This window comes from Clostridium sp. 2218st1_F5_2218SCRN_220325 (assembly GCF_039062665.1).
Taxonomy (GTDB): domain Bacteria; phylum Bacillota; class Clostridia; order Peptostreptococcales; family Peptostreptococcaceae; genus Intestinibacter.
In genome coordinates this window covers 224,684-236,815 of sequence record NZ_JBCLNH010000001.1, presented here as the reverse complement: position 1 = coordinate 236,815, position 12,132 = coordinate 224,684, and the positions used below count along the sequence as shown (strand labels likewise).

Below are 12,132 nucleotides of genomic sequence, written 5' to 3'. Positions count from 1 at the left end.
AGATTATGGGGTGGATATATGAAATTTGTATTAGCGCCGGATTCATTTAAGGAGAGTTTGACGGCAAAAGAAGTTGCAGATGCTATGGAAGTAGGAATAAAGAAGATATTTAAAGATGCAGAATGTGTAAAAGTTCCTATGGCAGATGGCGGCGAAGGAACAGTACAATCGCTAGTTGATGCGACAGATGGGAAGATATATGAAGTTGTGGTGACAGGGCCATTAGGAAACAAGGTAAATGCTAAGTATGGTATTTTGGGCGATGGCCAAACTGCTGTTATAGAAATGGCAGAGGCAAGCGGAATACATTATGTTAAAAAAGAAGACAGAAACCCGCTAATTACGACAACTTTTGGGACTGGTGAACTTATAAAATCAGCATTAGATAAAGGTGTAAAAAAGATAATAATCGGTATAGGCGGAAGTGCAACTAATGATGGTGGAGCAGGAATGTTACAAGCATTAGGTGCAAAACTTTTAGACAAAGACAACAAAGAAATACCTTTTGGTGGTGGAGGATTGTCTGAGTTAGTAAAAATAAACTTAGATGATTTTGATAAGAGAATAAAAGAAGTTGAGATAGAAGTTGCCTGTGATGTCAGCAATACTCTTACTGGAAAAGAAGGTGCATCAGCAGTATTTGGACCACAAAAGGGAGCGACAGAAGAGATTATAAAAATACTAGATGAAAACTTACATCATTATGCAGATATAGTAAATAAAACTATAGGAAAAGATATGGAAAATCAAAAAGGATCAGGTGCAGCAGGGGGACTAGGTTTTGCACTATTGGCATTTTGTGATGGTAAACTTAATCGTGGTATAGATATAGTTATAAAATATGCTGATTTAAGCGAAAAGATGAAAGGGGCATCATACGTTATAACTGGAGAAGGTAGCATAGATTCTCAGACGAAATTTGGAAAGACACCTTTTGGCGTTTCACAAGTTGCTAAACAATATGACATACCTGTAATAGGAATAGCGGGAAATGTTGGAGAAGGAATTGATGAATTATATGATTTAGGATTTGATTCAATCTTATCTATAATGCCTGGAGTTATGACATTAGATAAAGCACTTAGTAATGCAAAAGAAAATATAGAAAATACACTTGAGAATGTAGCTAGATTACTATCAATTTAAATTAAAATAAATACTTATATATTATTCATAGATAGAAATAAAGATATTTTTTGAGAATAATATATAAGAATAAAGATTGTTAAAAAAATATTTAAGTTATATAATATTATACATAGTTTAAAAAATTATAGAAATTTAGGGAAATATGTGCAAGTATACATATCAATATATTCTGTATGAAAACAGGGGGAGCATAGATGTATAGTATAGACAGTAAAATAGCACAAGACATCGTTAATAGAGTTATGGAAGTAATACCTTATAACGTAAATATAATGAATAAAGATGGTGTTATAATAGCTAGTGGGGATAAAGGACGAGTAAATAAGCTACATAGTGGAGCGTTGGAAGTCTTACAAAAGGATGAAGTTATAGAAATATATATGAATACGGACAAAGAAAAGGAAGGTATAAACCTTCCTATTAAGTTCTATAAAGAGACGGTCGGAGTTATTGGAATAACTGGGAATCCAACAGAAATCAGACAGTTTGGACAGTTAGTAAAGATAACAGCAGAGCTACTTATTAATAAGCATTTTACATTTTCAAAGAAGAAAGCATTAGAAATTCATAAAAATAAATTCTTTTATGAACTTATGACTTCTGAAAATGAATACAGCTCTAATACAAAAAGAGAGGCTGAAGAATTAGGTATAAATTTAGATGTTTCTAAGATTGCATTAGTAATAGATATTAAAGATAGGAATTTTAATTATTTTGTAAATATAAAAGATAAGTTGGGAATGTTTTTAGATAAACAAGAGTTTATTGTTGAGTATTCAGAAAATATATTAGTTGCATTAGTTAATAATATATCAAAGCAAAACATATTAATCGAGATACTTGGTGAATATGATGTTGAGGTAGGTGTAGGACTACAGGAAAAACTAATATATAACACTGTTAATCAAGGTAAGGCTTGTTTAAAAGTTGGGAAAATACTAAATAAAGACGAGAAAATCTTTAAATATGAAGATCTTTATTTTTTGTCAACTTTAACAACTTGCAAAGGCAATAACAATTTAAAACGACATATGGAAATTTTAAAAGAAGAAGGAAATAAGCTGGATTTGATAGATACGATTTTGGCTTATATAGAAAACAATGGAGAGGTAAATATTATTTCTAAAGTATTAAATATACATAGAAATACGCTGAATTACCGTCTGGAAAAGATATATACACTTACAGGCAAAAATCCAAAGAAGTTTATAGATCTTTTAGAATTATACACAGCTTACATACTTTATAACTAAATTATGCAAATGAACAAAAAAATATAAAAATGTTAGTTAAAGAAACGATGATTAAATTATAACAAAAATTTATAATTAAAATATAATAACACATTAGAAATAAACAGATAGCAATTAAAAATACAGTAATAATTATAGAGAGGGATAGTATGGGGTGCAAAATAACTAATGAAAACAAAGAGCCTATATATATAAAAGTTAATCCTAAAGATAATGTTGCAATAATAGTTAATCAAGGCGGATTAAGTAAGGGGACTGTTTTTAAAGATGGACTACAATTACTTCAAGATATTCCAGAGGCTAACAAGGTGACTCTTTGTGATATAAAAAAAGACGAGCCGATAATTAGATATGGTGAAGTGATTGGATATGCAAATGAAGATGTAGCAAAAGGAAGTTGGCTGAGGGAGGATAAGGTTATCCTACCAAAGGCATATTCATTAGATGAGCTAAAAAGCGATTTTATTGAAAATGATTTAGAACCATTAGAAGGGTACACTTTCATGGGATATAAAAATAAAGATGGAAGTGTAGGTACTAAAAACATCTTAGGTATAACGACTACTGTTCAATGTTCACAAGGTGTACTTGATGTAGCTGTTGAAAGGCTAAAAAGAGAAGTTTTACCAAAGTATACAAATGTAGACGATATTATCGCATTAAATCACCTTTATGGATGTGGAGTTGCTATAAAAGGTAAGGGAGCAGAAATCCCTATAAGAACTATCAAAAACTTAGCTAAAAATGCTAATTTTGGTGGTGAGATTTTAACTGTATCGTTGGGATGTGAAAAGTTAGTTCCAGAGATGTTATTCCCAGATATAAAAGATGAAAATCTTATTATATTACAAGAGTGCAATGGATTTTTGGAAATGGTAAACCAAATAATGGACAAATCAGAAGAAAAACTTAAAGAATTAAATAAAAGAAAACGTGAAGAATGTCCAGTATCAGATCTAGTAGTTGGTCTTCAATGTGGAGGTAGCGATGCTTTTTCTGGAGTGACGGCAAATCCTGCTGTAGGATATGCAGCGGATTTATTAGTTAGAGCTGGGGCAAAGGTTATGTTTTCGGAAGTTACTGAAATAAGAGATGCAGTCCACTTATTAGCACCGAGAACTATAAATGATGAAGTATTATCAAAACTTGTATCAGAGATGAAGTGGTATGATAGATATTTAGAACAAGCTGATGTTGATAGAGATGCAAACCCATCTCCAGGAAACAAAAAAGGAGGCTTATCTAATGTTGTTGATAAGGCATTAGGTTCAGTTGCTAAATCAGGTAGTACAAGAATAGTAGATGTTTTATCACCAGGAGAGAGAATAAGAAAAAGCGGTATGACATATGCTGCTACACCAGCAAGCGACTTTGTTTGTGGGACTCAACAACTATCATCAGGAATAACGATGCAAGTATTTACAACAGGAAGAGGTACAACATATAACTTAAATGTATCTCCAGTAATAAAGGTATCGACAAATTCAACATTAAAGAAAAAATGGTTTGATTTAATAGATGTAGATGCCGGAACTATTGCAACAGGGGAGAAAACTATAGAAGAAGTTGGTTGGGAAATATTCAACTTAATCCTAGATGTTGCAAGTGATAGAAAGAAAACTTTCGCTGACGAGCACAAGATATACAATGCATTAGCAGTATTTAATCCTGCGCCAGTGACTTAAAATAAATTTTATGGGGGAAACAAAAATGACAAATAAAACACCAATCATAACAAAAATGGATGTAATACCAGTAGCAGGTCATGACAGTATGTTATTAAACTTAAGTGGTGCACATGCACCATTTTTCACAAGAAATATAGTTATATTAGAAGATAGCAACGGAAACGTGGGAGCAGGGGAAGTTCCTGGTGGAGAAGGAATAAGAAAAACATTAGAAGATTCTAAAGAATTAGTATTAGGACAAAGCATAGGAAACTACAACAACATTTTAAACAACGTTCGTAAAAAATTCAACGATAGAGATGCAGGCGGTAGAGGTCTTCAAACATTCGACTTAAGAATAACTGTTCATGCAGTAACTGCATTAGAAGCAGCTTTACTTGATTTATTAGGAAAACACTTAGATGTTCCTGTTGCAGCTTTATTAGGAGAAGGGCAACAAAGAGAAGAAGTAGAAGCTTTAGGATATTTATTCTTTATAGGAGATAGAAACAAAACTGATTTACCATACTTAGATGGAAAAGATGGAGATTGTGAATGGTACAGAGTTAGAACAGAAGAAGCATTAACTCCAGAAGCAGTAGTTAAATTAGCTGAGGCATCTCACGAAAAATACGGATTTAAAGATTTCAAATTAAAAGGTGGAGTTTTAACACCAGACGAAGAAATAGAAGCAATAACTGCTATAAAAAATAGATTCCCAGAGGCAAGAGTTACAATAGATCCAAACGGATGCTGGTCATTAAAAGATGCAATAAGAGTTTGTAAAGGAAAACAAGATGTATTAGCTTATGCAGAAGACCCATGTGGTGCTGAAGATGGATATTCAGGAAGAGAGATAATGGCTCAATTTAGAAGAGCTACAGGTCTTAAAACTGCGACAAATATGATAGCAACTGACTGGAGACAATTACAACATTCAGTACAAGTTCAATCAGTAGATATACCACTTGCTGACCCTCACTTCTGGACAATGCAAGGTTCTGTTAGAGTTGGTCAATTATGCAACGAATGGGGATTAACTTGGGGTTCTCACTCAAACAACCACTTCGACATATCATTAGCAATGTTTACTCATGCAGCTGCAGCAGTTCCAGGAGATATAACTGCAATAGATACTCACTGGATATGGCAAGAGGGAATAGACAGATTAACTAAAGAGCCATACCAAATAGTAGACGGAAAAATAGCAGTTCCTAAAAAACCAGGTCTAGGAATAGAGCTAGATATGGATAAAATAATGGAAGCAAATGCATTATATAATGAACATTGTCTAGGTGGAAGAGATGACAGTATAGGAATGCAATACTTAATAAAAGGCTGGAAGTTTGACAATAAAAAACCTTGCTTAATAAGAGAAGCAGAAAAAGAAGAAATATACGCTTAATTAGGGGGATTTAATATGGATACTAGTTCAATAAAGGGGATAATTGTACCTATAGTTACGCCTGTAGATGAAGAAAATCACATAAATGAAGAAGCTATGGCGAGAGTTGTAAATTATATTATTGACGGAGGAGTACACGGGATACTTGCTTTCGGAAGTAATGGTGAGTTTTTCGCAATAGATGCTGATGAACAAAGAAAGGCACTTGCTTGTATGGTAAAAACAGCAGACAAAAGGGTCCCAGTTTATATGGGTATAGCAGGAATTACAACAAAAGAATGTGTAGAAACTGCAAAAATGGCGAAAGAAGAAAACGCAGATGGTATATCAATACTACCACCTATGTTTATCTCACCAAGTGAAGACGAATTATACGCACATATAGTTACAATAGCAGAGACAGTACCAGATTTACCAGTACTTTTATACAACAATCCAGGAAAAGTTGGTTATGGGCTTAGCGTAAATTTAGTTAATAGATTAGCTGATGTTCCAAACATAGTAGGTATAAAAGATACAAGCGGAAATATGACATTGACTGCAGAATTTATAAGAACAACTAGAGATAAAGGTTTTAAAGTTATGGCTGGAAAAGACACTATGATTTTAGGATCATTAGCATATGGAGCAGTTGGAGCAATAGCATCAACAGCTAACATAGTACCAGAATTAGTTGTTGAAATATATGATAAATATATGGCTGGAGATATAGAAGGTGCTTGTGAAGCTCAATTTAAACTTACACCTTTTAGAAATACATTTGATAAAGTATCATTCCCAGCAGGAACAAAAGACGCTTGTAACTTAATAGGGCTTGATGTTGGAAATAGTATAAAACCAAACACAACAGCATCACCAGAAGTATTAGACGAGATGAGAGAAATACTTACTGAATTAGGATATATAAAAGAAGAAGTACTATTAGACGCATAAAATTTATAATAGAAAAACCAAGATTATCATAGATAAATAAAAATCAAATTTATCTATGATAATTAAAAGTAAAAGGATATAAAGAAATTTAAATTAAGAAAACAATAATAAAAAATATATTAGCAAGAAATGGAGTATGTGAAATGAAAAAAATAGGATTTATAGGATTAGGAATAATGGGAAAACCAATGAGTAAAAACCTTTTAAAAGCAGGTTATGAACTTGTTGTTTTAGATAGAAATCAATCAGCAGTAGACGAAATAGTAGCATTAGGAGCAAAATCAGCAGCAACACCAAAAGAAGTTGCACAACAAGTTGAAGCTATAATAACAATGTTACCAAACTCTCCACACGTTAAAGAAGTTGTTTTAGGAGAAAATGGTGTTATAGAAGGAGCAAAAGAAGGATTAGTAGTAATAGACATGAGTTCAATAGCTCCATTAGTAAGTAGAGAAATATACGAAGCATTAAAAGAAAAAGGTGTTAAGATGATAGATGCACCAGTAAGTGGTGGAGAACCAAAAGCAATAGACGGAACAATGTCTGTAATGGTTGGTGGAGATAAAGAAGTATTCGACGCTTGCTATGATGTTATGGATGCTATGGCAGGGTCAGTAGTTTATACTGGTGAAATAGGAGCTGGTAACATAACTAAATTAGCTAACCAAACAATAGTTGCATTAAATATAGCAGCAATGTCAGAAGCGTATATATTAGCTACAAAAGCTGGAGTTGATCCAGAATTAGTATACCAAGCTATAAGAGGTGGATTAGCTGGAAGTACAGTATTAGATGCTAAATCAAACATGGTTATGGACAGAAACTTCAAACCAGGATTTAGAATAGATTTACATATAAAAGACTTAGGAAACGTGCTTGATACTGCTCATGGAGTAGGAGCTCCATTACCATTAACTGCAGCAGTTATGGAAATGATGCAAGCAATAAAACTTGATGGATGCGGAACAGAAGACCACTCTTCATTAGTTAAATACTATGAAAAATTAGCAAACGCTCAAGTTGTTAGAAAAGGAAACTAGGTTTCAACATTTGATTTAACCTCAAAATATACCTACAGATTATGTGGATTTGCTACATAATCTGTTTTTTAATTGGGAATAAATTAATATAGGATTTAAAATGATATATAATTTAAGATAGAGTGAAGTTTTAAATTATATATAAGTGAAATATTAAGTGTTAATAATTGATAAGGAGGGGCCAAAATGGATAGATTTGTTAGATTAAAAGATGGAGCGTTGATGCCGAAATTAGGACAGGGGACGTGGTTTTTGGGAGAAGATAAATCCAAAGAACAAGACGAAATTAAAAGTATAAAAATAGGAATAGAAAACAACATGACGCTTATCGATACAGCAGAAATGTATGGAGAAGGGTTAGCAGAAGAATTAGTCGGAAAAGCCATAAAAGGATATGACAGAGAAAAACTATTTTTAGTATCAAAAGTATATCCACATAATGCAGGAAGAAGAAACATATTTAGAAGTTGTGAAAATACACTAAAAAGAATGGGAGTAGAATATCTTGACTTGTACTTACTTCACTGGAGAGGGGCAGTACCCCTAAGCGAGACTGTGGAATGTATGGAGGAGCTTGTTAAAAAAGGTAAAATAAAAAGATGGGGAGTTTCAAACTTCGATATAGACGATATGAAAGAACTTATGACTGTTAAAGATGGAGACAAATGCGTAGTAAACCAAGTCTTATATCACCTAGGCTCAAGAGGGATAGAATATAGCCTTTATCCTTGGATGAAAGAGCACAATATCCCCGTTATGGCATATTGCCCAATGGCACAAGGAGCAAGCTTAAAACACGAGCTAATGACAAATAAAGAACTAATAAAAATCGCTGAGAAATACGATTTATCAATACCAGAATTGCTGCTTGCATTCGTATTGCAAAAAGATAATATTATCGCAATACCGAGAACATCTAACCCACAACATGCACTTAGAAATGCGAAGGTGGCTGATGTGAAGATTGATGAGGGGGATTTGGAGATTATGGATAGGGAGTTTCCGGCTCCTGATAGGAAGGTTTATTTGGATATTGTTTAGGGGATGGATTAAAATATATTAATAAAGGCCGTATACATGATGATTTTGATTATTGTGTATACGGCTTTTTAAAATTGATAGTAAATATAGGTATTAAAATCAAAATTAGGATAAATACTGATAAGATAGAAAAACAATTCTATATGAGAGGTGCTATAATGACAGATTTTATAATTGATTTAATGGTTACAATTTGGCTTACGATATTAATAAATATTTTAATGTAAAAGCTGATGAAAAAACATTGAATAAATTAAAAAATACTTTAAATGATTTTTTAGCTGTGGAAGAAGGTAAAAAATTATTAGAAAGACAAAGAGATGAAATTATAAAAAAGATAAGAAAAGAATGACCTTATTTTATTAGACGATTTACAGGGATACAAAGATTAAGTAGAAAACTAGGATTTAAAGATATAGATTTAAAGGATTCATACTTTCCTACATATACTTTTAGATGTATAAGTAAGTATGGAAAAATAACTGGAGCATTCGATGTTGTGTTTGATTTGAAAGAATTAGAAGAATTTATAAAATATTTATTACAAAAGATAAAATTCAAGAAAAGTGTAGCAGGTCAAAGGGCATTAATGACACCAAAGTTAAGAGAAAAGATAAAAGAAAGAGATGGTTATACTTGTCAAATCTGTGGATTATCCAATAAAGATGAGCCGAATTTATTGTTGGAAATAGATCATATAATTCCTTTGTCTAAAGGAGGAATGACAACTGAGGGTAATTTGCAGACATTGTGTTGGAGGTGTAATAGAAGTAAGGGAGCTAAGATATAATTTTGTAGATGTTTTTTATTTGTATAGATATGGATTAACTAATAAATGATTTATAAAATGTGCTAAACTTTACTTAAAATATATGTTGAGGTTTTAGTTATATGGCTTTAATAGAGTAGTAATTAAACAATAATCTTGTTGGATTGAAAAGTAAATATTTAGCACAACTGGATGAGTTGACGGTGCAAACTGATGAAAGGCAGCAAATTGATGATATTCCATGGATAGAGGTTAGAAGGATAGCTGCAGAAAGTTACCAAATGTGGGATGATAAATTGAACGAGATTTATGGTGTGTTAAAGCAGGAGTTGCCAGCAGATGAGATGGCGGCCCTTAAGCAGGAAGAAATACAGTGGATAAATGAGAGGGATAGTGCAGTAAAACAGGTGGAAATTCAGAATGGACCTGGGACTTATGCGCCTTATGAGATGTCTATGACAAAGCTCAGTATGACAAGGGATAGATGTTATGAGTTGGTTAATTCTTATTTTAAATAGCAAATTATTATAATTAAATAGATATTTCGACACAAAATTTAACATTATAAGGATTTATTAGTAAAATACTATATCCCCAAAATCCATTATATGTTATAAATAATATAGACCATATAAGGAGGGGAAATAATGGTACCAATAATAGTTATATTTGTAGCAGCGGCAGTTGTTTTATTCTTCCTGCTAAAATCGAAAGTGGCGAAGGTGTTAGTTTCGGCATTTGTGATTGTGGTAGGGGTTGTGCTTATGATGCAGGATTCGACAATAAATCAAAAGCAAGAACAAGATGTCGTAAAGAGTGAAAATAAGTTAGAGGGAGAGAATAATGAGTCTGGGCAAAACGACTCAGATAGTAAAGATTCGACACAAGAGTCAAATAACGACAAGTCGGATGAGAAGAAAGAAGACAAAGAGGCTAGTAATAAAGACAATAGTCAAAGTACACAAAACAACAGTAATCAGTCTGCTAGTTTAAAATCTACATATTTGCAAGAATTAGCGAGTTTGGAAGCTAAAACGAATAATATGCTAGATGGATACACTACATATGAAATGACAAATAGTGCAACGCAAATTTATACTTTGTGGGATAATGAGTTAAATAAAATCTATGGAGTGCTGAAAAATCAGTTATCTGAAAGCGAGATGAATAGTCTTAGACAAAAGCAAAGAGAATGGATAACATATAGAGATAACAAGGCTGAACAAGATGCAGCTGAGTATGAAGGTGGGACTATGGCACAGCTAGAGTTGATACTTTCAAAGGCTAATACTACACAAGAGAGATGTTATGAATTAGTTAACTGGTATATGAAGTAAGTGATATGTAAAAATATAGAGAATTTTGTTCAAAAATGTTAGATATAGGGAATGATTGTATTGACTTAGACAATCATTCCCTATTATACTAAATTTAGACAATATATATACAATGTGAGGGGAATTATGACAAAAAACAAAAAAATCATATCTTTATTTTTAGCGTTTGTAATGCTAATATCAAGCGGTATATTCACTGCTAATGTGCATGCGGCACCAGCAAGACCTACAGTTTATGCACATGCATACACTATTATGGACGCTAATTCGGGAGAAATAATCATGTCTGAGCAGGGAAATAAGCGTATCTATCCTGCGAGTACAGTAAAATTATTGACTGCAATAGTTGCAATTGAAAATTGCAGTTTATCAAAGAGGATAACAGTAAAACAATCTACTATAGATAAGATTGATGCAGATACGACATCAGCAAATCTAAAAGCGGGTTATTCGTACACTTTGGAAGAACTTTTAAACATGCTTTTAGTTTATTCAGCAGGTGATGCGGCTGAAATTATTGCAGAGGCAGTTGGAGGAAGTAGCGCACAATTTGTCAATATGATGAATAGAAAAGCTAAAGCACTTGGAATGAATAATTCTTATTTTGACAATGCTATTGGAATGGACTGGCATGCAAATCCAAATATTTATTCGACGGCAAACGATATTGCGAAATTGACAAGATACGCTATGACAAACGACACAATTAGAGAAATCGTTAAAAAGCCACAATATGTGATAAAAAACTACTATAATGGACAATCAAAGACATTACTTGCATCAAATAACTTCTTAAGAAATTATAGCTATTCTAAGAATTTATTCACGATAATAGGTTCAAAAACAGGTACAACTGACAAAGCTGGATATGCATTAGCTACAACAGCAAAAGATAGCTCAGGAAGAGAAGTGATCTGTTCATTTTTCGGTAAAAGTACTCGTACGCAAATGTTCCAAGATATAAACAAATTACTGACTTATACTTTTAATAATTATAAAACTATTTTGCAAAGAAGTTTTTATGATATTAGATATTCATCATCAAAAGCTGTTATAAATCAATACTTGGCAAATGGAGTTTTAACTATGACTTCTACAGGAAAGTTCTCAGGGAGTGAACAAGTAAGCAAGTATGAATTTGTAAATACGACAAATAAAGCTTTAAAAACATCATATACGACAAGTAATACATCAGAAAAAATGACATTATTAGGTGTCGCAAACTTATTTAAAGATTATAACAATAAAGAATATAGTGAAACTGTGAAAAACAAATATAAAACAGTATTCAAAAATTTAAATTCAACTGATTTTAATAATATGGTACATTTATACGAATTAAATGTATTACCACATAATTATCAGTACAATGTAAATTCAAAGATTTCTAGGGAAGAGATGGTACTACTATTAAGTAAAATGCCGAAAAAAGTAGCATCTTTAAAAACATTCCCTACATTTACAGTAAATACGATAAACCCAACATCGACAACGATAACAGGGAAAGGACTAGCAACTGCAACGGTAAGAGCGTATGT

Annotated in this window: 12 protein-coding genes; all 12 read left to right on the top strand. The window is 32.4% G+C overall.

The window, feature by feature from the left end; genetic code table 11:
- Positions 1 to 18 precede the first annotated feature (18 nt).
- Positions 19 to 1,146, top strand: a complete 1,128-nt coding sequence (locus ABCM86_RS01050; RefSeq protein ID WP_337814868.1) for a glycerate kinase — start codon at positions 19 to 21, stop codon at positions 1,144 to 1,146.
- A 197-nt stretch (positions 1,147 to 1,343) separates the two neighbouring features.
- Entirely contained in the window at positions 1,344 to 2,402 is a 1,059-nt protein-coding gene (locus tag ABCM86_RS01045) for a sugar diacid recognition domain-containing protein (RefSeq protein WP_337814869.1), read from the top strand.
- 149 nt (positions 2,403 to 2,551) lie between these two features.
- Positions 2,552 to 4,087 carry a galactarate dehydratase gene (garD, locus tag ABCM86_RS01040; protein ID WP_343003276.1) on the top strand — a complete coding sequence of 512 codons (1,536 nt, stop codon included), beginning with the start codon at positions 2,552 to 2,554 and terminating at the stop codon, positions 4,085 to 4,087.
- A gap of 25 nt (positions 4,088 to 4,112) precedes the next feature.
- Positions 4,113 to 5,474: a glucarate dehydratase gene (gene gudD / locus ABCM86_RS01035; RefSeq protein WP_343003275.1), complete on the top strand. Its 1,362-nt coding sequence runs from the start codon at positions 4,113 to 4,115 to the stop codon at positions 5,472 to 5,474.
- A gap of 15 nt (positions 5,475 to 5,489) precedes the next feature.
- The gene (locus ABCM86_RS01030; RefSeq protein WP_337814466.1) at positions 5,490 to 6,407 is read left to right on the top strand and encodes a dihydrodipicolinate synthase family protein; all 918 of its coding nucleotides are present in this window, start codon (positions 5,490 to 5,492) and stop codon (positions 6,405 to 6,407) included.
- A 143-nt stretch (positions 6,408 to 6,550) separates the two neighbouring features.
- Positions 6,551 to 7,447 carry a 2-hydroxy-3-oxopropionate reductase gene (gene garR, locus ABCM86_RS01025; RefSeq protein WP_295761873.1) on the top strand — a complete coding sequence of 299 codons (897 nt, stop codon included), beginning with the start codon at positions 6,551 to 6,553 and terminating at the stop codon, positions 7,445 to 7,447.
- A gap of 186 nt (positions 7,448 to 7,633) precedes the next feature.
- Positions 7,634 to 8,488 carry an aldo/keto reductase gene (locus ABCM86_RS01020; RefSeq protein WP_295735129.1) on the top strand — a complete coding sequence of 285 codons (855 nt, stop codon included), beginning with the start codon at positions 7,634 to 7,636 and terminating at the stop codon, positions 8,486 to 8,488.
- Between the two features lie 193 nt (positions 8,489 to 8,681).
- Positions 8,682 to 8,840 (top strand): hypothetical protein, encoded by a 159-nt coding sequence (locus tag ABCM86_RS01015; protein ID WP_343003274.1) that lies wholly within the window; start codon positions 8,682 to 8,684, stop codon positions 8,838 to 8,840.
- A gap of 147 nt (positions 8,841 to 8,987) precedes the next feature.
- Entirely contained in the window at positions 8,988 to 9,278 is a 291-nt protein-coding gene (locus ABCM86_RS01010; RefSeq protein ID WP_343003273.1) for an HNH endonuclease, read from the top strand.
- 182 nt (positions 9,279 to 9,460) lie between these two features.
- Entirely contained in the window at positions 9,461 to 9,775 is a 315-nt protein-coding gene (locus ABCM86_RS01005) for a lysozyme inhibitor LprI family protein (RefSeq protein ID WP_295675486.1), read from the top strand.
- Positions 9,776 to 9,904: 129 nt separating this feature from the next.
- Positions 9,905 to 10,594, top strand: a complete 690-nt coding sequence (locus ABCM86_RS01000; RefSeq protein WP_343003272.1) for a lysozyme inhibitor LprI family protein — start codon at positions 9,905 to 9,907, stop codon at positions 10,592 to 10,594.
- A 126-nt stretch (positions 10,595 to 10,720) separates the two neighbouring features.
- Positions 10,721 to 12,132 (top strand): serine hydrolase (locus ABCM86_RS00995; RefSeq protein ID WP_343003271.1); only part of this gene is annotated, 1,412 nt, incomplete at its 3' end.

Bases quoted from the DNA above. Each gene is read 5' to 3' on its own strand.
- ABCM86_RS01050 (WP_337814868.1), top strand. From the start codon at position 19: ATGAAATTTGTATTAGCGCCGGATTCATTTAAGGAGAGTTTGACGGCA.
- ABCM86_RS01045 (WP_337814869.1), top strand. From the start codon at position 1,344: ATGTATAGTATAGACAGTAAAATAGCACAAGACATCGTTAATAGAGTT.
- garD (WP_343003276.1), top strand. From the start codon at position 2,552: ATGGGGTGCAAAATAACTAATGAAAACAAAGAGCCTATATATATAAAA.
- gudD (WP_343003275.1), top strand. From the start codon at position 4,113: ATGACAAATAAAACACCAATCATAACAAAAATGGATGTAATACCAGTA.
- ABCM86_RS01030 (WP_337814466.1), top strand. From the start codon at position 5,490: ATGGATACTAGTTCAATAAAGGGGATAATTGTACCTATAGTTACGCCT.
- garR (WP_295761873.1), top strand. From the start codon at position 6,551: ATGAAAAAAATAGGATTTATAGGATTAGGAATAATGGGAAAACCAATG.
- ABCM86_RS01020 (WP_295735129.1), top strand. From the start codon at position 7,634: ATGGATAGATTTGTTAGATTAAAAGATGGAGCGTTGATGCCGAAATTA.
- ABCM86_RS01000 (WP_343003272.1), top strand. From the start codon at position 9,905: ATGGTACCAATAATAGTTATATTTGTAGCAGCGGCAGTTGTTTTATTC.